This is a genomic window from Aeromonas simiae, assembly GCF_000820125.1.
GTDB lineage: Bacteria > Pseudomonadota > Gammaproteobacteria > Enterobacterales > Aeromonadaceae > Aeromonas > Aeromonas simiae.
Genome location: NZ_CDBY01000067.1, coordinates 13,923 through 38,686 on the forward strand (window position 1 = coordinate 13,923; position 24,764 = coordinate 38,686).

At 60.2% G+C, this 24,764-nt stretch carries 20 protein-coding genes and 1 pseudogene; 12 read left to right on the forward strand and 9 right to left on the reverse strand.

What is annotated here, in order from left to right; genetic code table 11:
• Nucleotides 1-45: 45 nt before the first annotated feature.
• Nucleotides 46-762, reverse strand: a pseudogene (locus BN1134_RS14510) (lipoyl protein ligase domain-containing protein).
• Between the two features lie 68 nt (nucleotides 763-830).
• Here BN1134_RS14510 and BN1134_RS14515 point away from each other — a divergent pair.
• Nucleotides 831-1,946: a GGDEF domain-containing protein gene (locus BN1134_RS14515; RefSeq protein WP_052449505.1), complete on the forward strand. Its 1,116-nt coding sequence runs from the start codon at nucleotides 831-833 to the stop codon at nucleotides 1,944-1,946.
• A gap of 1 nt (nucleotide 1,947) precedes the next feature.
• Here the strand turns inward: BN1134_RS14515 and BN1134_RS14520 are convergent, their stop codons facing one another.
• Both BN1134_RS14520 and BN1134_RS14525 read right to left on the reverse strand, forming a co-directional pair.
• On the reverse strand, nucleotides 1,948-2,196 hold the full coding sequence (locus BN1134_RS14520) for a YciN family protein (protein WP_042048096.1): 249 nt from the start codon (nucleotides 2,194-2,196) through the stop codon (nucleotides 1,948-1,950).
• Between the two features lie 72 nt (nucleotides 2,197-2,268).
• Nucleotides 2,269-3,648, reverse strand: a complete 1,380-nt coding sequence (locus tag BN1134_RS14525) for an MATE family efflux transporter (RefSeq protein ID WP_042048097.1) — start codon at nucleotides 3,646-3,648, stop codon at nucleotides 2,269-2,271.
• 116 nt (nucleotides 3,649-3,764) lie between these two features.
• On the opposite strand from BN1134_RS14525, the gene BN1134_RS14530 reads away from it, so the two are divergent.
• From BN1134_RS14530 to ptsG, 5 genes are all read left to right on the forward strand, one after another.
• The gene (locus BN1134_RS14530; RefSeq protein ID WP_232300655.1) at nucleotides 3,765-4,643 is read left to right on the forward strand and encodes a helix-turn-helix transcriptional regulator; all 879 of its coding nucleotides are present in this window, start codon (nucleotides 3,765-3,767) and stop codon (nucleotides 4,641-4,643) included.
• Nucleotides 4,644-4,676: 33 nt separating this feature from the next.
• The gene (locus tag BN1134_RS14535; RefSeq protein WP_042048099.1) at nucleotides 4,677-6,371 is read left to right on the forward strand and encodes an NAD-dependent malic enzyme; all 1,695 of its coding nucleotides are present in this window, start codon (nucleotides 4,677-4,679) and stop codon (nucleotides 6,369-6,371) included.
• Nucleotides 6,372-6,943: 572 nt separating this feature from the next.
• Entirely contained in the window at nucleotides 6,944-8,269 is a 1,326-nt protein-coding gene (locus tag BN1134_RS14540; RefSeq protein WP_042048101.1) for a maltoporin, read from the forward strand.
• 79 nt (nucleotides 8,270-8,348) lie between these two features.
• Nucleotides 8,349-9,311: a MalM family protein gene (locus tag BN1134_RS14545; protein ID WP_042048102.1), complete on the forward strand. Its 963-nt coding sequence runs from the start codon at nucleotides 8,349-8,351 to the stop codon at nucleotides 9,309-9,311.
• A gap of 391 nt (nucleotides 9,312-9,702) precedes the next feature.
• Nucleotides 9,703-11,133 (forward strand): PTS glucose transporter subunit IIBC, encoded by a 1,431-nt coding sequence (gene ptsG, locus BN1134_RS14550; protein ID WP_042048103.1) that lies wholly within the window; start codon nucleotides 9,703-9,705, stop codon nucleotides 11,131-11,133.
• Nucleotides 11,134-11,225: 92 nt separating this feature from the next.
• Here ptsG and BN1134_RS14555 read toward each other — a convergent pair whose 3' ends face one another.
• The 6 genes from BN1134_RS14555 to map all read right to left on the reverse strand — a co-directional run bounded on the left by BN1134_RS14555 (nucleotide 11,226) and on the right by map (nucleotide 19,558).
• Nucleotides 11,226-11,612 (reverse strand): DUF3461 family protein, encoded by a 387-nt coding sequence (locus tag BN1134_RS14555; protein ID WP_042048104.1) that lies wholly within the window; start codon nucleotides 11,610-11,612, stop codon nucleotides 11,226-11,228.
• 113 nt (nucleotides 11,613-11,725) lie between these two features.
• Complete coding sequence (dapD, locus tag BN1134_RS14560; protein ID WP_042048105.1) at nucleotides 11,726-12,553, reverse strand: 2,3,4,5-tetrahydropyridine-2,6-dicarboxylate N-succinyltransferase; 828 nt, start codon at nucleotides 12,551-12,553, stop codon at nucleotides 11,726-11,728.
• A gap of 94 nt (nucleotides 12,554-12,647) precedes the next feature.
• Nucleotides 12,648-13,349, reverse strand: coding sequence for an AcvB/VirJ family lysyl-phosphatidylglycerol hydrolase (locus tag BN1134_RS14565; RefSeq protein ID WP_042048106.1), 702 nt, complete (start codon nucleotides 13,347-13,349; stop codon nucleotides 12,648-12,650).
• 8 nt (nucleotides 13,350-13,357) lie between these two features.
• Nucleotides 13,358-15,895, reverse strand: a complete 2,538-nt coding sequence (gene mprF / locus BN1134_RS14570; RefSeq protein WP_042048107.1) for a bifunctional lysylphosphatidylglycerol flippase/synthetase MprF — start codon at nucleotides 15,893-15,895, stop codon at nucleotides 13,358-13,360.
• A gap of 205 nt (nucleotides 15,896-16,100) precedes the next feature.
• Nucleotides 16,101-18,719: a bifunctional uridylyltransferase/uridylyl-removing protein GlnD gene (gene glnD / locus BN1134_RS14575; protein WP_042048108.1), complete on the reverse strand. Its 2,619-nt coding sequence runs from the start codon at nucleotides 18,717-18,719 to the stop codon at nucleotides 16,101-16,103.
• A 50-nt stretch (nucleotides 18,720-18,769) separates the two neighbouring features.
• Nucleotides 18,770-19,558 carry a type I methionyl aminopeptidase gene (map, locus tag BN1134_RS14580; RefSeq protein WP_042048109.1) on the reverse strand — a complete coding sequence of 263 codons (789 nt, stop codon included), beginning with the start codon at nucleotides 19,556-19,558 and terminating at the stop codon, nucleotides 18,770-18,772.
• A gap of 356 nt (nucleotides 19,559-19,914) precedes the next feature.
• Between map and rpsB the strand changes: the two genes are divergently transcribed.
• From rpsB to BN1134_RS14610, 6 genes are all read left to right on the forward strand, one after another.
• Nucleotides 19,915-20,643: a 30S ribosomal protein S2 gene (gene rpsB, locus BN1134_RS14585; RefSeq protein ID WP_042048110.1), complete on the forward strand. Its 729-nt coding sequence runs from the start codon at nucleotides 19,915-19,917 to the stop codon at nucleotides 20,641-20,643.
• Between the two features lie 106 nt (nucleotides 20,644-20,749).
• A complete protein-coding gene (gene tsf, locus BN1134_RS14590; protein ID WP_042048111.1) occupies nucleotides 20,750-21,631 on the forward strand; it encodes a translation elongation factor Ts in 882 nt (293 codons plus the stop codon).
• 70 nt (nucleotides 21,632-21,701) lie between these two features.
• Nucleotides 21,702-22,436 carry a UMP kinase gene (gene pyrH, locus BN1134_RS14595; protein ID WP_042048112.1) on the forward strand — a complete coding sequence of 245 codons (735 nt, stop codon included), beginning with the start codon at nucleotides 21,702-21,704 and terminating at the stop codon, nucleotides 22,434-22,436.
• Nucleotides 22,437-22,479: 43 nt separating this feature from the next.
• Nucleotides 22,480-23,037, forward strand: a complete 558-nt coding sequence (gene frr / locus BN1134_RS14600; RefSeq protein ID WP_042048113.1) for a ribosome recycling factor — start codon at nucleotides 22,480-22,482, stop codon at nucleotides 23,035-23,037.
• A 71-nt stretch (nucleotides 23,038-23,108) separates the two neighbouring features.
• Nucleotides 23,109-23,885, forward strand: a complete 777-nt coding sequence (gene uppS, locus BN1134_RS14605) for a polyprenyl diphosphate synthase (protein ID WP_042048115.1) — start codon at nucleotides 23,109-23,111, stop codon at nucleotides 23,883-23,885.
• Nucleotides 23,886-23,909: 24 nt separating this feature from the next.
• The gene (locus tag BN1134_RS14610) at nucleotides 23,910-24,758 is read left to right on the forward strand and encodes a phosphatidate cytidylyltransferase (RefSeq protein ID WP_042048116.1); all 849 of its coding nucleotides are present in this window, start codon (nucleotides 23,910-23,912) and stop codon (nucleotides 24,756-24,758) included.
• Nucleotides 24,759-24,764: the final 6 nt, after the last annotated feature.

Below are 24,764 nucleotides of genomic sequence, written 5' to 3' on the forward strand. Positions count from 1 at the left end.
CGAGCCCGGCCAGTGCCGGGCTCGCCTGTTTCTGCCGCGGTGCGGTTAGCCGAGCTCGCTGAGCAAGGTGGTGCGGCAGCGCTCGATCAGCGCCGCGTCGCTCCCCTGCCAGCCGAGTTGGGCCGCCACCGTGGTGGAGGTGCCTGGCTGGAAGCGAGTCGGGCTGCCGGCCAGCTCATAGAAGCGGCTTGCTATCTCGGTGCCGAGATCCATGTCGCCGGCCACCATCACCATGGCGTGGGCGAGGACGGCTCCAGCATGTGTGGCGGAGGGGGCCAGCCAGCGCTGGGCCGTACCGGTGATCTTGAGCCCGCCCACTACCAGGTTGTAGCGGCCATCGCAAAACGATCCCGGCACCGGGCCGTAGTGCGCGTCGAGGCCGAGCCGGCCCAATGCCGTCAGCAGTGGGGCTCCGAGACGCTGGTAATAGTGGTCAGGATTGGCGCCGGGGATGACGGGCAGGTACAAGGAGAGGTTGAGGATGCCGGGGCCAGCCGGCACCGCCGTGCCGCCGCTGTCGCGCACATACACGGGCCAGCCGAGGGCAGCAAGGGCTTGGCAGGCCGCGTCATAGTGGGGCAGCCGGGTATCCTTGCGGGTGACGATCAGGGCGCGGGTCTGGTGTCAGAGTCGGGCGGTGGGTTGCCCATCGCCAGCCACGCTGCGCAGCCACTGCTGCTCGGCGGCGTGACCTTCGGTCGGGGATACGGCGATGGGGTCATCCACCAGCCTGAGGGGTAGCAGATCGGTCGGGTGTGGCATAAGACACATGATTATCAGGGATGCTGCCAGTAGAATGAAGGCTCGCAAGCAAGAAAGGAAGGTGCCTGGTGCTGAAACTGTCCGAGATCTGGAGTGCGGCCTGTCACTCCCAAGACTTCACCATGACTCGGGTTGAGTTCATGACGGTGCGCTTTCGCTGGCTGGCGGCATTGTTGATGCTCGGCATCCCGGCCTGGTCGCTGATCGACTGGTTGACGCTGGACGCTGCCCTGCACGCCTTCTTACTCAAGGCGCGCATGACCACCTTCCTGGCCCTCTCACCGCTCATCCCTTTCTCATTTTTTATCGACTACCGGCTTGGCCGTATGCGGGTCGCCCTGTTCTACCTGATGGGGGTGATGCTCGCCTTCGCCCTGGCGTGCATGGTGGCGCTCGGTAACCCGGCCGAGCTACAGGTGGGTTACACCGCTTTTCCCTATCTGATGATCAGCTTGTTTGCGGTGTTCCCCCTGACTCTGATGATGGGATTGCTCATCTCCCTGCTCATCTTCGTGAGCCTGCTCGGTGGTCGCTGCTTGCTGCTCGGCCAGCCGTTGTTTGGCATGGAGACCCTCAACCAGCTCTGGCTGCTTGGCATGTTCACCCTGGCCGCCGCCTGGGTGCAGTGCGGCCAGCTCAACATGCTGCTGCGCCTCTATCGTGAGTCGACCACGGATGAACTGACCGGCATGATGAACCGTCGCCTGCTGATGAAGAAGATCAGCCAACTCTGCGAGGAGGAGGGCTGTGAGAGGTGGACTCTGATGCTGATCGACCTCGATCGCTTCAAGCGGGTCAACGATGAATTCGGCCATCTGGCCGGTGATGCGGTACTGCACACGGTGGCCACGACCCTGGCCGAGCAGCTGGAGCAGGCCCGGGTGCTGGGACGCTACGGCGGGGAGGAGTTTGTCATCCTGCTGCGCCACGAGGGGGGCCGGGAGGAGGCGCGGCGGCTGGCCGAGCGGCTGCGGCTCTCGGTGGAGGCGCGCCAGGTCAAGAGCCCGACAACCGAGACCCTGATCGAGGTGACGGTCAGCATTGGTGTGGCCATGGGGCGCAAGGGGGATTCGGCGCAGAGCCTGATCGGGCTGGCCGATGAGTGCCTCTATCAGGCCAAGATCGACGGACGCAACTGCGTGGTGGTGGAGCCGCCATCGGCCTCGGTGCCGATGGCGGGCTGAGTCAGACCAGTTGGTACTTGTCTGACAGCTGGTGGGCCAGGTACTTAAACATATTGAACACGGCCATGGTCTTACCGGTCGGGGTGCCATCGTCGGCCAGGAAGTACTCTCCCTTGAACACCAGCACATCGCCGCGTTGCTCGACGGCGTCGGCCTGCATGCCATGGATGAAATCCTCATGCTCGCGGATCATCCGGTTGGCCATGGCGAGCAGCTCTTCCTGGCTGATGGGTGCTCTTTCTGAACGCATAGAACTCTCCTCATGTATCAAGCTGGCGCATGATAACCGACCCGGCGCCGCGATGCATTGATGTGACGCCGATCACTCGAGGATCAGGTTGCGCAGCCAGCGGCGGCGGCCGATGCGCTGTAGCACCAGGATGGCCTTGCTCACCTCCTCCAGCAGCACCACGGCCACCACGGCCGGCAGCGACCAACCCAGCAGCACCACCGCCAGCGTCGCCAGTGGTAGACCGATGCACCACATGCTGATGATGTCGACCAGTATGGTGTAGTTGACATCCCCGCCGGCGCGCAGCACACCGACGATCCCCACCATATTGAACACCTTGATAAGCATGCCGAGGCAGAGGATGGCGAGCACTTCGCTGGCCTGGCTGCTCAGCTCGGCGGGCAGGTTGCCGACCCAGGCCAGCAGCGGGGCCTGCATCACCCAGACGCACAACCCGATCAGCAGTGCCCCAAGCGGGGCCAGCAGCAGGAACAGCTGGGATTGTTGCCAGGCCTCCTCATAGCGCTCGGCGCCCAGGTTGTGGCCGAGCAGGGTGGAGCAGGCGACGGCCAGGCCAAAGAACAGGGAGATGAGGATCCCCTCCAGCGCCCCCAGCGTGGTCATGATGGCCAGCTCATCCACCCCGAGCCGGGCGTAGAGAAAGCCGTAGAGCATCATGCCGAAGGCCCACAGGCCGTCATGCACCAGCAGCGGCAAGGCGATGAAGCCGAAGCGGCGCATCTCACGGCGCTGCATAGCCGCGAGCCAGTCCGGCAGGCGCGGCCACAGGCGGGCCTCACGGCGCAGCAAATAGCCGAGCAGTAGCACGGTTTGCAGCAGGCGGGCCAGCACTGTGCCCCAGGCAGAGCCAGCCACCCCCAGCTCCGGGCAGCCCAGGTTGCCGAAGATAAGGGCATAGTTAAACAGCACGTTGGCCAGAATGGTGATAAGGCCAATGCGGGTTGGGGCGGCAGCATTACCGACCGAGCGCAGCGCCGCTTCGAGCGGGATCACCAGCGCAGTGCAGAGCAGGGAGGGGCCTGTGATACGCAAAAAGTGATCTGCCAGTGGGCGCAGCACGGCGTCGTCGGTGGCCAGGGCCATCACCTGACCGGGCGCCAGGGTGTAGAGCAGGACAAAGGGCAGCGAGACCAGCAGGGAGCCGGCCAGCGCCAGCGCCAGGGAGCGGCGAACCCCGGCCAGATCGCCGCGGCCGTAGTATTGGGCTGCCAGCACCGATACCCCGCCGCACAGGCCGGCGATCACCAGCAGGTTGAAAAAGAAGACCCGGTTACCCAACCCCACCGCTGCCACCTCGGTGGCGCCGAGTTGGCTCACCATCATGATATCGATGAGGCCGAGCAGGGAAAACATCATGGATTGCAGCGACACCGGTAGCGCGAGCTGCCACAGACGCTGCATGAAGTCGCGGTCTTGAGTTTGTTTTAAAATTGCCTTCCATTGAATCATTGCTGCCAACCGGATCAGAAAAATCAACATCTATGCCGGATATGATAAGGAAAGTTGGCTCGTCTGTGCTGTGGCAGACTATCCACTTGGTTGTGTAAAACTAGCAAGGAGTGACGATGGAACGGTTTGCAAATGAGTGCCTCGAGATTGCACCAGGCTGCCAGGAGCGAATGGTGGGGCGCGAGGGCGTGCCGCTGCTGGGGGAGGCTGGCATCTTCCTGACCGGCTTGTCGACCCTGCGCGATCACTATCTCATCCGGCGTAACCGACCTGATTTTCACATCCTGTTGATGAGCCATAACGAGGGGGGGCTCCTGCTGCTGCCGGGACAGGAGCGAGCGATCCCTGCGGGCTCGCTGGTGTTTCTGCCCGCCGGTTGTGCGGGAGGCTTTGCCCTGGCGCGAGACGGTTGGCAGATAAGCTGGGTGCTGCTCGACGATGTGCCGCGCTGGCGCCATTTGCATCGCGTGGGCCGCCAATTGCACCCAAGCGGCGAGGTGCAGCCTCTTTATCATCTGCTGGAGTTGCTGCACGGGGAGTCGGCGCGCTCCCCTCTGCTGCCGGATCTGCTGACCCTGTTGGTGGCGCTGGTGGAGCGGGCGCTGCAAGGGGAGGGGAGAGGGGCCTCAAGGTTGAAGCTGCAAGCCCTGTTTCGTGAGATAGAAACGCGCCTCGGCGAGCCGTGGAGTGTGGCCAGTATGGCGGAGCTGCTCCCCTGCTCGCCGGCGCACCTGCACCGGCTCTGCCGGCAGTGGCTCGGTTGCGGCCCCATGACCCAGTTGACCCGGCTGCGGATGGAGAAAGCCAAGCAGTGGCTGCTCTACACCGACTGGCCGCTGAGCGAGCTGGCGGCCCGGCTTGGCTACAGTGACGATGCCAACTTTGCCAATCGCTTCCGCCGCCACAGCGGCATGGCGCCAGGCGCTTTTCGCCAGCATGGACGGCTGCCTGTAGGGGGCTCGGCAGGATTTGATATTGCAGGAGGAACTCCCTAGTATCGGCTGGCAACCACACGAAGGTGAACAGCCATGTTTGAAGATAATAATCAGAAACGTCCTCTCTATATTCCCTATGCCGGTCCGGCCCTGCTGGAAACCCCTCTGCTCAACAAGGGGAGCGCCTTCACCGCCGAAGAGCGGGCCTCGTTCAACCTCGAAGGGCTGCTGCCCAACAACATCGAGACCATCGAGGAGCAGGCCGAGCGCGCCTATCGCCAGTTCCAGGCGTTTGGCAATGACATGGACCGCCATATCTACCTACGCAACATTCAGGATACTAACGAGACCCTCTTCTACCGTCTGCTGCAAAACCACCTCAAGGAGATGATGCCCATCATCTACACCCCGACCGTGGGGCAGGCGTGCCAGGAGTTCTCCAACATCTATCGCCGCGCCCGCGGTCTGTTCATCTCTTACCCGGATCGGGATCGCATCGACGACATGCTGCAAAACGCCACCAAGCAGAACGTTAAGGTGATCGTGGTCACCGACGGTGAGCGGATCCTGGGCCTTGGCGATCAGGGGATCGGTGGCATGGGGATCCCCATCGGCAAGCTCTCCCTCTATACCGCCTGCGGTGGGATTTCACCGGCCTACTGCCTGCCGGTGGTGCTGGATGTGGGCACCAACAACCAGCAGATGCTAAACGATCCCTTCTACATGGGTTGGCGCAATCCGCGCATCGCCGGTGATGAGTATGCCGAGTTCGTCGATGCCTTCATCCAGGCGGTCAAGCGGCGCTGGCCCGATGTGCTGCTGCAATTTGAGGATTTTGCCCAAGGCAACGCCATGCCGCTGCTTAACCGCTACAAAGATGAGCTGTGCTGCTTCAACGACGATATTCAAGGCACTGCCGCCGTGACCCTCGGCAGTCTTATCGCCGCCTGTAAGGCCTCGGGGGCCAAGCTCTCGGAGAAGCGGGTTGCCTTCCTCGGCGCCGGCAGCGCCGGGTGTGGCATCGCCGAGCAGATCGTGGCCCAGATGAAGGCCGAGGGGCTCACCGATGCCCAGGCGCGCGCCCGGGTCTTCATGGTGGACCGATTCGGCCTGATCACCGATAAGATCCCGAACCAGCTCGAGTTCCAGCGCCGCCTCTCCCTGCCGGTTGAGCGGGTGGCCGACTGGCCGGTGGGGGACAACATCTCTTTGAAGGAGGTGATGGAGCACGGTCACCCGGACATCCTTATCGGTGTGTCCGGCCAACCTGGGCTGTTTACCGAAGAGGTGATCCGCACCATGCACAAGCACTGTGCCCGCCCCATCGTCTTCCCGCTCTCCAACCCGACCTCCCGGGTTGAGGCGACCCCGGCCGATATCCTGCGCTGGACTGAGGGTCAGGCGCTGGTGGCCACCGGCAGCCCGTTTGCGCCGGTCGATGTGAAGGGCAAGCTCTACCCCATCGCCCAGTGCAACAACTCCTACATCTTCCCCGGCATTGGCCTCGGGGTGCTGGCGAGTGGCGCCAAGCGGGTGACCGACGCCATGCTGATGTCGGCAAGCCGCGCCCTGGCCGAGTGTTCGCCGCTGGTGCAGGGAAGTGGTGATTCGCTGCTGCCGGATCTGGGGGATATCGAGGCGGTGTCGCGCCATATCGCCAAGATGGTGGCCAAGACCGCCATGTTGCAGGGCAAGGCGGTACAGACCCCGGATGAGGTGATCGATCGCGCCATCGAGGCGAACTTCTGGCGCCCGGAATATCGCCGCTACCGCCGTACCTCATTCTGATCCCGGCTGAGGTGGATCATTAAGAGAAAGGCGATACATATAGGGGGGCGTTAAGCCCCCCGAAAAAATGGTATGAGCGCCGTACCAGGTGATCGCTGGGCAGGGACAAATTTGGAGTATTCACTCTGATAATTTATCTGTTGGATGATGGAATTTTCAGACGACATCATGGTCTTACTAGTAGCTATTCCTTCTTTCCTGAAAATATCTCCCACTTATAGAAAGCGCTTTCAGTCATGTTTTCACTATTTAAACAGGCTGCATTCAGTTTATTTTTGTGGAGAAATAACCACTGATATCGCTTTCATGTGGTTATGTTCTTATTAAAACAATAACTATTGAGTGTAAGTTGTCGCGGAAACCGGTTTCCTTTGGTTTTGCTTTGCATTTATTTCTGTCGGAAGCGTTTGTCATCGTTTTGTGAATTGCCTCATAGTTTATTCCTTTTGCCACTTCTTATAATCCCTCTCGGTTATCGTCCTCACTATTTTCAGACTCGTGAAAATAGTAAGGATTCGATAGTTACCAGTTTTCAGGAACACACATCCACAACGGGAAAAAAGGAACTAAACATGAACGCAAAGTGGCTCCCGATTGCAGCAGCAGTGACCGCTGCTCTGGCTTCCGCCTCTGTCTCCGCCGTTGATTTCCACGGCTACTTCCGCTCCGGCGTCGGCGTTTCCGGCGACGGCGATATGCAGACCAACCTCGGTGGTGGCGATGGTAAGAAGAAAGTAGGCCGTCTCGGTAACGAGAAAGACACCTACGGTGAAATCCAGCTGGGTCAGGAAGTATTTAACAAGGACAACAAGTCTTTCTACGTTGATTCCATGGTTGCCATGACCTCCAACGGCTCCAACGACTGGGAATCCACTGAGTCTAAGTTCCGCTGCACTGGTGCTGATGGTGTTGTTGCCAACTGTGAGAACAAAGAAGACTCCACCTTTGCTCTGCGTCAGTTCAACGTACAGGCCAAGAACCTGTTTGGTGGCAACGAAACTCTGTGGGCCGGTAAGCGCTTCTACCAACGTCACGACATCCACATCTCCGACTTCTACTACTGGAACATCTCCGGTGCCGGTGCCGGTATCGAGAACATTCAAGCTGGTCCGGGCAAGCTCTCCCTCGCATGGGTACGTAACGACCGTAGCGGTACTAATGATGGTTGGAACTTCAACGACGACCTCAACGTCAATACTCTGGACTTGCGCTATGCCGGTATTCCGCTGTGGCAAGATGCCTCCCTCGAGCTGGGCGTAGACTACGCCATCGTTAACGCCACCGATGCTCAAAAAGACTCTTCCAACACCAATTATGACGACGCTAAGAACGGTGTGATGCTGACCGCCGAGCTGACTGCCGGTGTGCTGGGTGGCTTCAACAAGACCGTGTTGCAGTATGGTACCGAAGGTTACTCCAAGACCATGGCTTTCTATGGTGACGGCTCCTGGTACGGTGCTGAAGCTAAGAGCGGTGCCGATGGCTTCCGTATCATCAACTGGGGCGTGATCCCGATGGGTGGTAAGGTTGAAATGGGTCACCAGCTGGTCTACGGCGTAGGTAACGAAATGTGGGATGGTAACGACAAGTGGGAAGCTATCTCTGCTGTCGTTCGTCCGATGTACAAGTGGGATGACTACAACAAGACCATCTTTGAAGGTGGTTACTTCCAGGACAAGAACAAGTCCACCAGTGGTGCTAGCCAGAAGGATAGCGGCTATAAGCTGACCCTGGCTCAAGCTTGGTCTGCTGGCTCCAGCTTCTGGGCCCGTCCGGAAATCCGTGTGTTTGCTTCCTATGTGGCGGCTGATGATACTGATATGAGTGGTAAGCCGTTTGATGGCAATACCTCCAAGGACAACTGGAACTTCGGTGTTCAAGCTGAAGCTTGGTGGTAAGTTCCGCTTGAGTTAAGTTGATAACTGCCCCCTAATGGGGGCAGTTTTGTTTCCTCTGATGATTCGATAGGGAGTATGGATGAAGTTGGTTAACGGATCCTTGGCGGCCTTGGTGGCTGTCGCTTTGTCTGGCTGTGTGAACATAGGCGTACCGTTGCAGGAGCATTCCGCTGTCTTGGATCAGAGCCAATCCGCCAAGCAGTCACTGGCTGCGGTACAGAGCTGCTGCGCTTCTCTGGCTGAGCTTAAGTTCCAGCCCTTGCCCGAAGGTAGCTCGGTGCTGACTATAGATGGCGCCTCCCAGGCGTTTCGTTTCGAAGAAGGGATGAGTTATCTCGGTGCTTATCGTCTGCCCGAGAATACTGGTGACCTGCTTATCAAGGTTGCCGCTCAGGTCGGCAAGAGCGTGCTGGTACCCCAGGTGCTGATGCTCGATAGCAACCATGAAGTGACCCGGGTGCTCGGTAAGTCGGTGTTTACCTACCAACCGGCCCATCTGATGGACAACGATCGCATCGAGGGTACCATCTATGTGAGCCGTAATGCCGTAAAGCAAGAAGCTTATATGGTGATTTATACGCCAGCAGCCGAGCTCTCCGGGGCGACGACAGTACTGCATCCGGCCAAGGCGTTTGCTCGTGCTAATTCGACTCAGGAGCCAGATATTCCCGATCCCGTTATTCCTCACTCTGCTTGGGGGGTCGTGGCGTTAGATGTAAAAGATCGCGCCAAGGAACAAGGGTTGGATAATGTCTTTAAGACCGAATACAGCGATAAGATAGCCTTAAGTCAGGGGGTTCAACCTTCGGTGACGACGACTGCCGCCGTTGCTAGTGGCACCACCGCTGTGGCCGCCACTCGCCCGCAACCGGCCCCTGCCATGCTGAGCGAGACCGAGACCTTCTATCAGGCTCAGATCGAGAAAGCGGTGCAGGACGGTAACATAGAGAAGGCGATGAAGCTGGTGGACGAGGCGCAACGTGCCGGTTCAACCAGAGCCAAACAAACGTTCGTCGACGCAATCAAGCGTTCACAGAAATAAGCATTCCATCGTTCGATGAAAAGACTCCTGCTTTGGCAGGGGTTTTTTTATTTTTGCAAGGTTACACTTTGTTACTTTGTGCATTATTTTGGTGCTACGGCAATACAGTTTGTGACTAATATTGTCATATGGCTTTGATATAGTTACTTTGGACGTTATTAGCTTTATTTTTATATATTTATCTGCTTAGTTAATTCCTGTGATCTCCCCTCCAAATTCATTCTTTCATTCATTTAAAGTACAGAAAGTTTGTCTTCAAGAAGTTATATTTAGCCTGACCAATAGAATTAGCCCAGCATGAAGACCGAATCGCTCGTATTGCAACCGGTTGAATCACAGCTGGTCTCATATGAATTCCTATAAGGGATTTTATCTAAATCAGGAGCACACAATGTTGAAAAATGCATTCTCCAATCTGCAAAAGGTCGGTAAGGCGCTGATGCTGCCCGTATCGGTCCTGCCGGTTGCAGGTATTTTGCTGGGGGTGGGTGCGGCCCACTTCAGCTGGTTGCCGGAAATTGTCTCCCAGCTGATGGAGCAAGCCGGTGGTTCCGTCTTTGGCCAGATGGCGCTGCTGTTTGCAGTGGGTGTGGCTCTGGGCTTTACCAATAACGACGGCGTATCCGGTCTGTCTGCCATCGTTGGCTACGGCATCATGATCGCCACCCTGAAGGTAATGGCGCCTGTGATGGGCGTTGAAAGCATCGAAACCGGTGTGCTGGGTGGTATCCTGGCCGGTGGTATCGCCGCGTGGGCCTTCAATCGTTTCTACAAGATCCAGCTGCCTGAGTATCTGGGCTTCTTCGCCGGCAAGCGTGCCGTACCCATCATCACCGGTTTCCTCTCCATCGGTCTGGGTGTCATCCTGTCCGTGATTTGGCCGCCGGTCGGCGCCGCTATCGGAGCCTTCTCCGACTGGGCTGCTAACCAGAACCCGGTACTGGCTTTCGGTATCTACGGCGTGGTTGAGCGCTCCCTGATCCCGTTTGGTCTGCACCACATCTGGAACGTACCGTTCTTCTATCAGGCCGGTACCTGCGTCAACGGTGCGGGTGAAACCGTCCACGGTATCATGACCTGCTTCCTGACTGCTGACGATGCTTCCCGCGCTGCGGGCAATGGCTTCGGTCAGCTGGCCGGTGGCTACCTGTTCAAGATGTTCGGTCTGCCTGCCGCTGCATTTGCTATCGCTCATGCTGCCAAGCCGGAAAACCGTGCCAAGATCGTGGGTATCATGGCCTCTGCAGCCCTGACCTCTTTCCTGACCGGTATCACCGAGCCGATTGAGTTCTCCTTCCTGTTCATCGCCCCGGTGCTGTACGCCATTCACGCCGTACTGGCTGGTCTGGCCTATGTGCTGACCAACACCCTGGGTATTGTGCATGGTCACACCTTCTCTAACGGCTTCATCGACTTCGTGGTGCAATCGCCGCGTGCCGATAAGATGCTGCTGCTGGTTGGTCTGGGTCTGGTTTACGCTGCCATCTACTACGTCGTGTTCAGCTTCGTCATTCGCGCCCTGAACCTGAAGACGCCTGGCCGTGAAGACGAAACTGCCGAGGTTGCGGTGAATCAAGGCAAGGACGAAATGTCTGCCTCTCTGGTGGCTGCCTTTGGTGGTAAAGAGAACATTGCCTCCCTGGATTCCTGCATCACCCGCCTGCGTGTAGGTGTGAAGGATGTGGCCAAGGTTGACCAGGCTGGTCTGAAGAAGCTGGGGGCGGCCGGTGTGGTCGTGGCTGGCTCCGGTGTTCAGGCCATCTTCGGTACCAAGTCTGACAACCTGAAGACGGACATGGACATCTGGATCAAGAACAACTGATCCCAGATTGAATGATGAAAGGGAGGCCAATGGCCTCCCTTTTCTGTTTTTGCGCTGAGCTAAGCTGCTCTGTTGAGGAGCCATGGGCCGGCTCAGAGTTTCTCCAGATCTTGCTCTATCTCGCGGATCTTGTTTTGCACGACCTTCTCGAGGTGGCGCAGATCGGCCAGGATCTTCTGTTTGATATCCGGGTTGATGTGGGGAGGGTGAGCGCCCTGGGTCAGGCTGTCTAGCTCGTCGACCACGTACTTGAGGTTGGCGTTGATCTCGGTGACATCCTTGTACTCGTGGGTGCCTGAGTCGATCAATATGGTCTTGCGTTGGCGCGGGTATTTGAACTTGACGCTCTTGGCGAAGAACTCGCCCTTCTGCTTCTTGAAATAGATCTTGAGAATGTCGTGGTTGGCTTCCTGGCGCAGGGTGTAGCTTTCGATCGTGTCGGGGTCTTGGATCCCTAAGCTCTTGAGATTGTCGTACATCGCTCTTCCTCGGCTGAGAACATTCCTTGCGCACTCATCTTAACTCAAGGCAGCGACCATGATACAGGCATGAAAAAGGGCGCCTTGTGGCGCCCTTTGCATACCCGGTTGCATCACTCGTCGATGGAGCGCAGCAGGGCGTTGATACCCACCTTGGCGCGGGTCTTGGCATCGACCTTCTTGACGATGACCGCGGCGTAGAGGCTGTACTTGCCACACTTGGAGGGCAGGGAGCCGGAGACCACGACCGAGCCCGCCGGCACACGGCCGTAATGGATCTCACCGGTTTCGCGGTCATAGATACGGGTGGACTGGCCGATGAAGACGCCCATGGAGATGACGGAGCCTTCCTCGACGATGACCCCTTCCACCACTTCGGAGCGGGCGCCGATGAAGCAGTTATCCTCGATGATGGTCGGGTTGGCTTGCAGCGGCTCCAGCACGCCGCCGATGCCGACGCCGCCAGAGAGATGGACGTTCTTGCCGATCTGAGCGCAGGAGCCCACAGTGGCCCAGGTGTCGACCATGGTGCCTTCATCGACGAAGGCGCCGATGTTGACGTAGGAGGGCATCAGCACGGTATTGGGGGCGATGAAGGAGCCTTTGCGAGCGGTGGCTGGGGGAACAACACGCACGCCGGCAGCCTTGAATTCGTCGCTGCTGTAACCGGAGAACTTGAGCGGCACCTTGTCATAGTACTGGGCATCGTCGCCTTTGATGATGGCGTTGTCATTGATGCGGAAGTAGAGCAGCACGGCCTTTTTCAGCCACTGGTGTACCACCCACTCGCCGGGGATCTTCTCGGCCACACGGGCCTGGCCCTTATCGAGCAGCTCAATGGCCTGCAAGATGGCAGACTTGGTTTCGGCATCCACGCTGCCAGGAGTGATGGTATCGCGGCGCTCGAAGGCGGCTTCGATGATCTGTTGCAACTCGGTCATGTCAGTTCCCTTTCAAAAAATTCTGCTTGTTGTATCACACTTTGCCGCTGGGTTCAGCCATCCCGCCCACCTTTGGGAAAAGTTGTCAGCAGGCTTACGGCGGCGTCGGCTCAATGTGCAGCGCTTGGAGTATGGTTCGGGTCAGCAGGGGGTAGTCATCCTGGAAGTGGTGCCCGCCAGTCAGTGTCAGCGTCGTCACATTCGGCTGGGTTAAGTGGGGGCAGAGGCGATCGCGTGAGTGGTCATCACTGCCTTGTAGGCAGAGCAGGGGCACGTCATGAATGGTGCGGGCTGCGGCAAGCACGTTGTAGCGCCCACCTTGATGGCTGCGCATGAGATCGCTCACATGAATTTCAAAGTCGGAGGCGACAGAGGGGGAGAGCATGGCCGCCCCCACCAGTTGCTGGCGCAGATCATCGGGCACGCCTTGGAGCATGAAGGGCACTAGCTCGGCACCGAAGGAGAAGCCGACCAGCAGCCAGCGCGGACGCTGCCAGAGGGGGCCGTAGCGGCGCAGCAGGCGGATGAGATCGGCGAGGGCCTGCTCCGGGGTTTTGGCATGCCAGTAGTAGTGCAGCGAGCTCCAACCCACCACCGGCAGGCCATGGCGTTGCAGCGCCTGACTGACCCCACGGTCGAGCGGAGCCCAGCCCCCATCACCGCTGAGAAACACCACCATGGGGGCGTCCGAGTGGCCTTGTGCCGGGTAGAGGGTCAGCCCCAGATCATCGTCCAGATCGGCGGCTCGCAGCGGCAAGCAGAACAGGGTGAGCAACAGAACAACAAGCAGTCTCATGGTGGTTCCTATTTACGCAGCAAGCCGAGCGGGCCACGGCTTATCAGAGTGACGAGCTGGGTCAGGATGCGTGGCAGTGCCAGCCGGCTGGCACACAGCAGGTAGCGGGGCTCCCAGCTCGGGGCAAACTTCTCCTTGTAGCGGTGTAGTCCCTGGAAATTGTAAAAACGGCCCCCCCGGCGATAGAGGGTGTTACCGAGACGGGCCCAATAGCCGCCGAGCGGATGGTCACGCAGCCCTGACATGGGGGCCATGCCGAGATTAAAGGTGTGATAGTGCTGGGCTTTTCCCCACAGCAGCAGCTCGACGAAGAGAAAGTCCATCACGGCGCTACTGCCCGTCTCCGGGAGATAGCGCATCAAGTCGACCGAGAGGCAGGCGCGCTGCTGACCGCTCCATATATTGGCAAACCCGACCAGCCGGTCGCCCTGCCACACCAGTGCCAGTGGCGTGCTTTGCAGATAGTGAACGTCAAAATAACCCACCGAGAAGCCCTTCTCACGTCCCTGCTTGTTCAGCAGCCAGGCATCGGAGATGGCGCGCAGCTCGCCCAACCAGGGGGCGACGGCTTCAGGCTCGATCACCGCAAAGCGCAGCCCTTCGCGGCGCCCCTTGGCGTGGCTCTGACGCAGGTTGCGCAGCCGGCTGGCGGCGAGATCGAAGCCGGTGAGATCGACAACGGCCTCCTCACCGAGCTTGTAGGGCAGCAGGCCCAACTCCAGATAGCAGGGCAGATAGCGTGGGGAGGCCTGGTAGACCACCAAGTTGGCATCCAGCTCGTCACAATGTTCGCGGCACTGCCACAAAAGCTCCTCGGCGAGCGCGGGATCCCCCACCGGATCGCCCATCAGGATCCAGTTTCCTCCCTCACAGCCATACATGACGAAGGCCCTCCCCGACGGGTGAAACAGCAGCGACTTGTCCCCCAGCTGGGCCAGACAGCCATGGATGTCACCGTCACCGCTGACCAACTGGCGCGCCAGGGCCAGCTCGGCCGCACTCGGCGGCTCGCCAGCACGGCGCAGCGGCGCCAGCAACTGGGCCATGCCCACCGTGGCCAGCACGGCGACCACGCCGCCCATGGCGCGCAGGCCGCGTGATGCCCCGCCGTGGGGGGTGACGGTCAGCCACAGCGCGGGGTCATACGCCACGTGGCGATAGGAGAAGAAAAGCAGCCACATGGCGCCGAGCAGGACGGCGCCGATCGCCAGCAGGCTGGCCGGCGTGAAAGGGGCGTGCAGCAGCGCCCCTTTGCGATAAAACAGCGGCGCGCAGGGGGCGATGAGCAGCAAAAAGCCCCCCAACAGCAGGGCGGACTCCCAATCACCGCCACGCAGCAGCGAGAAGAGCATGCCGGCGACCAGCAGCCCCTGAGTGATGCGAAAAGCGGTGTCATAGCGGCGATAGAGGCCGCGGGCGAGCAGCAGGAGCAGCACACCGCTGACGCTGCCGAGCAGGTGGGCGACCTCAAGCAGGGGCAGGGGAAGCAGGGTCAGCAGCGCCTCGATGCGGATGTGCATGGTCGGCACCATGCCCACGCAGAGGAGCAGCGCGCCGGCGGCGAAGGCCCCGAGGCTGATCAGCGCCGGCAACCATTCACGGGCGCGCAGCAGGCCGCTGCGCCAGTGCGGGCGCAGGGAGAACTCGCGCAGGGTGAAGAGCAGCAGCGCTAACACAAACGGGCAGACGTAGTAGATCAGCCGATAGAGCAGCAGGGCGGCGAGCAGTTGGTTGGTCGGGAGTTGTGAACCCAATTGCAGCGTCATGGCCGCCTCGAACACCCCCAACCCTCCTGGCACGTGGGCGATGACCCCGAGCAGCGAGGCCAGCACGAAGGCGGCCAGCAGGGCGGGGTAGCTGACGCTGCCGGCCGGCAGTAGGCAGAACAGTACGGCGGCGACCGTCATCCAGTCGAGCAGGGCGAGCAGCAGTTGCAGCAGGCGCAAGCCTCGCCTCGGCAGTGACCAGGCATACTGGCGCCAGCGTACTGTGTGGTGTGGCCAGAGCAGGTAGATCCCCACCAGTGCCAGCGAGAGCAGACCGGCCATATCGAAAAGAGGCACACTCCAGCTCGGCATCAGGGCAAGCAGTGGATGGCCAGCCCCCCACAACAGGCTGATCCCCCCCAGCGAGCCGAGACCGAGAAAGAAGGTGGTGCTGCAAAAGACGATGACACGGGCGATGGCCCCGGTACTGAGCCCGAGCGCCGAGTAGCTGCGATAGCGTACCGAGCTGCCGGTGAGCAGGGCAAACCCCAGCGTGTTGGAGAAGGTGTAGGCCACAAACGAGGTCAGGGCGATGTGACGCCAGGGCAGGCGGGCGCCTGCCTGGCGGGTGGCCAGCCAGTCGTAGCCGGTGAGGCAGAGGTAACTGAGCATCGTCAGCAGCAGCGCCAAGAGGAGGGCGAGTGGCGGGCTCTGCCACAGGGCGTGGCGAATATCGCGCCAGTGCCAGTCATGGGTCAGGCGATAGAGCAGCAACAGGGCGCAGGCAAGCAGCAGCAGGCTGCACAGGGGGGCCAGCCAGTGGCGCCAGTGCAGCCTCATGCGCGCCTCCTGGCCGCACCTTGGCGCGAACCCAAAAGAGGGTCCGGCCCCTCCAGGCAGGAGGTGGGCCGGACAAAGGGGAAAAGTGACATGGGATATGCCCAGAGCCAAACAAACTACGCGCAGAGCGTAGCTGCGGTGAGCACAACCTGTCAGTGGGCGTTGAGTGACCGTCTGTAACCAAATGTACAGACAGTACGGGGAGTTAGCCCTCGGTCAGCTCGGCCAACTGCTGGATCAGCCGCTCCTCCAGCTGGCGCTGCTGCGCCAAGTCCAGTGGTTCCCCCTCCAGGGTGGTGAGGCTGAAAAAGTCCTCCACCCGCTCGCCGATGGTGGTGATCTTGGCGGCGTGCAGCGCCAGTCCGCACTGCTGGAAGACGGCGCCGATGCGCGCCAGCAGGCCGGGCGCATCGAGGGCGATCAGCTCGACTAAGGTGTGGCGCACCTCGCCCTTGTGGGGCAAAAAGGTGACCCGGGTCGGGACATTGAACTGGCGATGGCGGCGCGAAAGGGGTTTGCTGCGCAGCACCAGCTTGCCCGGCTCCTCCAGCGCCTTCTCCAGCGCCCCCTTGATGGTGGCGATGCGGTTAGGGCTGATGGGCTGGCCATTGGGCTCGAGCACGATGAAGGTATCGAGCACGAAGCCGGTGCGTGAGCTCATGATCTGGGCATCGTGGATGTTGAGGTTCTTCTGATCCAGTGCTGAGGCCACGGTGGCAAACAGGTTGGGCATGTCGCGGCAATAGATAAACAGCTCGCTGCCGCCCCGGCTGGTGTGTTTGCCCACCAGCACCAGCGGCACCGAGGGATCGGCGTGGGCCAGGATGTGGCGGGTGTGCCAGGCGATCTGCTCCGGGGTGTGACGCAGGAAATAGTCGGCCTTGAAGTCGCTCCACAGCTGGGTCACCGCCTCGTCGCTGGCCTCTTGCAGCAGCTGGCGGGCCTGGCGCTGGTTCTCGCGGATCTTGAGGCGCATGTCGGGCGGGTTCTCCAGCCCCTGGCGCAGCGCCTTCTGGGTGGCGAAGAACAGCTCGCGCAGCAGGGTGCCTTTCCAGTCGTTCCACAGGGTGTCGTTGGTGGCGCAGATATCGGCCACGGTGAGGCAGCAGAGCAGCTCGAGGTGCAGCTCGTCGCGCACCTTCTGGGCAAAGTCGGTGATGACGTCCGGATCATAGATATCGCGGCGCTGGGCGGTCACTGACATCAATAGGTGGTGGCGCACCAGCCAGGCGACCAGCCGGCTCTCGTAGCGATCAAAGCCGTGCAGCTGGCAGAACTCCAGGGCATCGACGGCGCCGAGTTCGGAGTGATCCCCCTTGCGGCCCTTGGCGATGTCGTGGAACAGGGCGGCCACGAACAAGAGCTCGGGCTTGCGCAACTGGTTGAACAGCTCGTGGCAGAGCGGGTGGGGTTTGCGGCTGGCCGGATCGGTGAAGAAGTGGAAGTGCTTGAACAGGCGATGGGTGTGCTCATCCACCGTGTAAGCGTGGAACATGTCGAACTGCATCTGGCCGACGATGAGGTGCCACTGGGGCAGGTAGGCCGCCAGGATGCCGTATTTGTGCATCAGGGTCAGCGGCAATCCAATGCCGCCTGGGTGGCGCAGCAGGGCGATGAACAGGCGGCGGCACTCGGGAATGTCCTGCAACCAGCAGCCGAGCTTGCGCCGAGCCTCGCGCAGCTGGCGCAAGGTGGCCGAATGGATGCCGGTCACATTGGGGTGCTGGGCGATCTGGTAGAAAAGACGCAAGATGGCCGCCGGCTCGCGGCCGAACAGGTCGGGCTCGACCGCATCGATGAGGCGACCCCGCAGCTGGAACTCGTCGCTGATGCGGCGCACGTCCATGGCGCTGTTGCCGAGGATGGCCTCGTCAAACAGTTGCAGCAGCATCTCATTGAGCTCGGCCACCCGGCGCACCGTCTGGTAGAAGCGCTTCATCATCTGCTCGACCGGGCCGTTACCCTCGCCGGTGAAACCGAGGATCTCGGCCACGGTGCGCTGCCTGTCGAACAGCAGGCGGTTGTCCCCCCGGTTGATGGCCAGATGCAGGGCGAAGCGCACCTGCCACAGGAAGGTCTGGCAATCTTGCAGCTCCTGGTACTCGGCCTGGTTGAGAAAGCCCTGGCTGCTCATCTCGGCCAGCGAGGTGGCGCCAAAGTGACGGCGGGCGACCCAGGCCAGGGTCTGGATATCGCGCATGCCCCCCGGGTTGCTCTTGATGTCCGGCTCAAGCTTGTAGGCGGTGCCCTGGAACTGACGGTGACGGTCGATCTGCTCCTGGCGTTTGGCCTCGAAGAAGGCCTCGCTCGGCCAGAACAGCGAGGGGGCGGTGGCGGCTTGCAGGGCGACGAAGCCCGGCTCATGGCCGGTGATGTAGCGCGCCTCGATGAGGTTAGTGGCCACCGTGATGTCACGCTCTCCTTGGGCGACACACTCGGCGACGCTGCGCACCGACTGGCCCACTTCGAGGCGCAGATCCCACAAGAGCGCGATGAAGTCGCCGATACGCAGCCCCAGCACTTCGTCCGGCTCCTCTTGGTAGAGCAGCAGCAAGTCGATATCGGAGTGGGGGTGCAGCTCGCCACGGCCATACCCGCCGACGGCGATCAGGGTCAGCCCCGCCACCTTGTCGAAACCGAACTGTTGCCACAGTTGGGTCAGCAGGGCATCCATGAAGCGTGAGCGCTCTGCCACCAACTGGGTGACCGGCTCGCCTTGGCGAAAACGTTCGGCCAGGCGCGCTGAAAACTGATGCAGTGCACTGCGATAGGCTTCACGTTCGAGAGGTTGGGCGCAGGAGGGGAGCAGGGAGAGATCGTCCATGGGGTCTCGCTTAAGTGAAAGACCCCGGCGTGGCCGGGGTCTGCATGATATCAGGCGTGCTTGATGATGCGCTCGAGGGTTTCGTCGTTGCGCAGGGTCAGCACCTCGCAGCCATCCTCGGTCACCAGCAGGGTGTGTTCCCACTGGGCCGAGTCACCGCCATCCTTGGTGGTCACGGTCCAGCCATCCTTCGGATTGATCTTGCAGTGGTGCTTCTTGGTGTTGACCATCGGCTCGATGGTGAAACACATGCCGGGCTTGAGTTCGAGCTTGGCGCTGTTGCGATAATGCAGGATCTGCGGCTCTTCGTGGAACTCTTTGCCAATGCCGTGACCGCAGTAGTCACGCACCACGGAGAAGCCGGCCTTCTCGGCGATGGGCTGGATGATGGCGCCGATCTCGGTGATGCACATGCCGGGGCGCACCTGACGGATGGCGGCGTAGAGGCTCTCCTGGGTCACCTTGCACAGCTGGTGGCGCAGCGGTGTGGTCTGGCCGACGATGAACATGGCCGAGGTATCGCCGTGATAGTCATCCTTGATGACGGTGATGTCGAGGTTGACGATGTCCCCTTCGCGCAGCTTCTTGTGATTGGGGATGCCATGACAGATGACGTCGTTGACCGAGGTGCAGATCGACTTGGGAAAACCGTGATAGTTGAGCGGGGCCGGAATGGCCTGCTGCACGTTGACGATGTGGTCGTGGCACAGGGTATTGAGCTCATCGGTGGTGACGCCAGCCTTGATATGGGGGGCGATCATCTCGAGCACTTCGGCGGCCAGGCGGCCGGCAACGCGCATCTTTTCTATCTCTTCGGGGGTCTTGATCTGGACAGTCATGGCTTCTCTCTTGGTGCCCTTCTCATGCCGGGCGACGCGCCAGGCGGGGCAACTGAAAACGGTTTGCGTTTGCAACAGGTTCAAAATTTTACCCGCAACCCCCCTTCAAGTTCCAGTGTGATTGTCATCACGGCGCCATGGAGGGCGCTCATGATGGTTCAGTCGGGCGCCTGACGGTACCATGCCAAGGTGGTGTTTCATCCGTGACTATGGTATAAAGCGCGCCGAACCTGGGTCTGTCCCGGGTTTTCCACCCTAACCTAAACAACACACACACATCGACACCTGTGCCGGGGTGCCCCTTGCGGGTCGGTTACATGGGATGTGTGGAGGCCTAACCCCAATAGAGGTATAAAATGGCTAAAGTTTCTATGCGCGACATGCTGCAAGCCGGCGTCCACTTCGGTCACCAAACCCGTTACTGGAACCCCAAGATGAAGTCTTACATCTTCGGTGCTCGTAACGGCGTTCACATCGTGAACCTGGAAAAGACCGTTCCGATGTTCGACGATGCCATGAACTTCCTGAGCTCCACTGCTGCCAAGAAGGGCAAGGTTCTGTTCGTCGGTACCAAGCGTGCTGCCTCTGAAGCCGTCAAGGAAGCTGCTTCCCGTTGCGATCAGTTCTATGTGAACCATCGCTGGCTGGGCGGCATGCTGACCAACTGGAAGACCGTTCGTCAGTCCATCAAGCGTCTGAAGGATCTGGAGACCCAGAGCCAAGACGGTACCTTCGACAAGCTGACCAAGAAAGAGGCGCTGATGCGTACTCGCGAAATGGAAAAGCTGGAGAAGAGCCTGGGCGGTATCAAGGACATGGGCGGCCTGCCTGACGCACTGTTCGTGATCGATGCCGAGCACGAGCACATCGCCATCAAGGAAGCCAACAACCTGGGTATCCCGGTAATTTCTGTCGTTGATACCAACTCCAACCCGGATGGCATTGACTACATCATCCCGGGTAACGACGACGCCATCCGCGCCGTACAACTGTACCTAAACGCTGCTGCCGACACCGTGCTGGAAGCCCGCGAGCAGGACATCGTTGTTCAAGCCGAGAAAGATGGCTTCGTTGAAGCTGAGTAATAAATAAGGTCTGTAAAGCCCTTTTATTGACCAAGCTGAAACATTGGTTGGCAGGGGCCCTTGATGGCCCCTGTTTCTTGTTAATTCGAGACCGAGGATACTGGACATGGCAAACATTTCTGCCGCCCTGGTAAAAGAACTGCGCGAGCGCACTGCCGCTGGCATGATGGATTGCAAAAAAGCGCTGGAAGAGGCCGCTGGTGATATCGAGCTGGCGATCGAAAACATGCGTAAATCCGGCCAGGCTAAGGCTGCCAAGAAGGCTGGCCGTATCGCCGCCGAAGGCGTCATCTTCGCCCGCACCGAAGGCAACGTTGCCGTTCTGATCGAGCTGAACTGCGAAACTGACTTCGTTTCCAAGGATGCCAGCTTCCTGGCCATGGGTCAGAAGATCGCTGAGATCGCTGCAACCCAGAAGATTGCTGACGTTGACGCCCTGAAGGCCGCTGACTTCGGTAACGGTGAGACCGTTGAGCTGACCATCACCAACCTGATCGCCAAGATCGGTGAGAACATGAACCTGCGCCGCGTGGTGCTGGTGGAAGGTGACAACCTGGGCACCTACGTTCACGGCTCCCGCATCGGTGTTATCACCAAGCTGGCCGGTGGTACCGACGAGCTGGCCAAAGATCTGGCCATGCACGTTGCGGCCAACAGCCCGCAATTCGTTAAGCCGGAAGACGTGTCTGCCGAAGTGGTCGCCAAAGAGCGCGAAATCCAGATCGACATCGCCATCAACTCCGGCAAGCCGAAAGACATCGCCGAGAAGATGGTTGAAGGCCGCATGAAGAAGTTCACCGGTGAGGTTTCCCTGACTGGTCAGCCGTTCGTGAAGGATCCTTCCATGACCGTTGCCGAGCTGCTGAAGAAAGAAGGCGCTGACGTTGTCTCCTTCACCCGCTACGAAGTAGGCGAAGGCATCGAGAAGCAGGAAACCGACTTCGCCGCCGAAGTGGCTGCCCAGATCGCTGCCGCTCAAAAGGCCTAATTGAACCGGTTTTACCGTTCCCCGGACCGCGACTGATGTCGCGGTCTTTATATGACCAGGAATCAGTCTCATGAGTACCAATCCCAAGCCAGCATACAGACGTGTTCTTCTTAAGTTGAGCGGTGAAGCCCTGCAGGGCGCAGAGGGTTTCGGCATCGATCCGGCCGTCCTGGATCGTATGGCGCAAGAGATCAAGGAGCTGGTCGAGCTGGGGGTTCAGGTCGGTCTGGTCATCGGTGGCGGCAACCTGTTCCGTGGTGCCGGCCTCGCCAAGGCGGGAATGAACCGCGTGGTGGGCGACCACATGGGTATGTTGGCGACCGTGATGAACGGCTTGGCCATGCGTGATGCCCTGCATCGTGCTTATGTGAATGCCCGTCTGATGTCTGCCATCTCCTTGCAGGGGATCTGCGACTCCTATACCTGGGCCGAGGCGATCAGCCATCTGCGCGCCGGTAAGGTCGTCATCTTCTCTGCCGGTACTGGCAACCCTTTCTTCACCACCGACTCTGCAGCTTGCCTGCGCGGCATCGAGATCGAAGCCGACGTTGTGCTCAAGGCGACCAAGGTCGATGGTGTCTACAGTGATGATCCGGTTAAGAATCCGGATGCAGTGATGTATCATGAGCTGAGCTACGACGAGGTGCTCGACAAGGAGCTCAAGGTCATGGATCTCGCGGCCTTCACCCTGGCCCGTGACCACGATCTGCCGATCCGCGTGTTCAACATGAACAAACCGGGTGCCCTGCGCCGTGTGTTGATGGGTGAGCCTGAAGGTACCTTGATCCACCATCTCGGCAAGTAACAACGTCGGATCCACTGCCCACGAATTACAAGGAAATACCACCGTGATCAACGAGATTAAGAACGATGCCAAAGAGCGCATGAACAAAAGTGTGGAAGCGCTCAAGACCCAGATGTCCAAGATCCGTACCGGCCGTGCTCACCCGAGCCTGCTCGATGGTATCCAGGTTGAGTACTACGGCTCCGCCACGCCGCTCAAGCAGCTGGCTAACGTGGTGGCCGAAGACTCCCGTACTCTGGCGCTGACCGTGTTCGATCGCACCATGATCCAGGCGGTCGAGAAGGCGATCATGAGTTCCGATCTGGGCCTGAACCCGGCCACTGCCGGCACCACGATGCGTATTCCGCTGCCGCCGCTGACCGAAGAGCGTCGTCGGGATCTGACCAAGGTCGTTCGCGCTGAAGCAGAAAACGCCCGTGTGGCCGTGCGCAACATCCGTCGTGATGCCAATGCCGACCTCAAGGCACTGCTCAAAGATAAAGAGATCTCCGAGGATGACGACCGTCGCGCTCAGGACGATATCCAGAAGCTGACCGATACCTACGTCAAGCTGGTGGATGAAGCCTTGGCCGCGAAGGAAAAGGAGCTGATGGAAATCTAAGGCTCCGACAGGTATATTACGAGCGCCGTACAGCCCCCTGTGCGGCGCTTTTCTGTTTGTGGGAGATATGCATGTCGCTTTCGGCCGTCGTCGGTGAGACCGCCAACCAGAGTCTGCCCCGCCACGTGGCCATCATCATGGATGGTAACGGGCGTTGGGCCCAGCAACGCGGCAAGATCCGTGTGCAGGGGCACAAGGCCGGGGTCAAGTCGGTGCGCGAGGCTGTCTCGTTTTCCGCTCGGGCTGGGATGGAGGCGCTGACCCTGTTTGCCTTCTCCAGCGAGAACTGGCGCCGCCCGGAAGGGGAAGTCAGTGCCCTGATGGAGCTGTTCATGATGGTGCTTGGCCGCGAGGTCGACAAGCTTCATCAGAACGGCATCCGGTTGCGGGTGATTGGCGATATCTCCCGTTTCAGCGAACGGCTGCAGGAGAAGATTGCCAAGGCCGAGGCGCTCACCGCCAACAATGCGGGCATGACCCTCAATATCGCCGCCAACTATGGCGGTCAGTGGGACATAGTGCAGGCCGCCCGGCGACTGGCTGACGAGGTGGCTGCTGGCCACCTGCGCAGCGACCAGATCACCGAGTCCACCTTTTCCGACTATGTCTGCATGGCCGATCTGCCGCCGGTGGATCTGCTGATCCGCACCGGTGGCGATCATCGCATCAGCAACTTCCTGCTCTGGCAGATGGCCTATGCCGAACTCTATTTCACCCCCGTGCTGTGGCCCGATTTTGACGAACAGCACTTCAGCGAGGCCATCGCCTCCTTCGTCAGCCGCGAGCGGCGCTTTGGTTGTACCGGCGAGCAGATCCGCACGCTGATTGCCGAACGACAGACCAAGTAACCGCTCCCCCGAAGAGGAACTCTCTTGCTAAAACAACGTATCATCACTGCCCTGCTGTTAATTCCCCTGGTCTTCGGGGCGCTCTTCTTTCTGCCCATCAAGTGGTTTGCCCTGCTGGTTGCCGGCGTCTTTCTGCTCGGCTCGCTGGAGTGGGGGGCCTTTGTCGGCGCCCGATGGCGTTACCCTGTCTCGCTGCTGCTCTGCCTGTTGCTAGGTGCCACCCTGCTGTGGCAACCGGTCGAGCAGCTGTGGGGGCCGGCGTTGGCCGCGCTGCCCAACGCGACCCTCTATCTCTCCGGCTCCTGGTGGCTGCTGGCACTGCTGCTGGTGGTGCGTTACCCGGCCAGCGCCACCTTGTGGCGCGGTTCGGTCTGGCTCAAGACCCTGTTTGGTGCCGCCACCCTGATCCCCTTCTTCTGGGCCATGCTCTCCCTTCGCTGTGTCGAGATTTGGCACGACAGCAGCACTGGCGCCTGGATCCTGCTGTTTGTGATGGCATTGGTGTGGGCTGCCGACTCCGGCGCCTATTTCTTTGGCAAGGCGTTTGGCAAGCACAAGCTGGCGCCTGCGGTCAGTCCGGGCAAGACCATGGAGGGGATGTTCGGTGGCTTGCTGTGTGCCAGCCTGCTGGCCGTCGGGGTGACTTGGTATCAGGGCGCCGATGGTCACACCACGCTGATCGTGCTGGCCAGCTCTCTGCTGGCGGTGCTGGCCTCCATCCTTGGCGATCTCAGCGAGAGCATGTTCAAGCGTGAGGCCGGCCTCAAGGACTCCGGTGCGTTGCTGCCCGGTCACGGGGGTATCCTCGATCGCATCGATAGCCTGACCGCCGCACTGCCGGTGTTCCTGCTCAGCTACCTGCTGCTCTCCTAGGAGTGA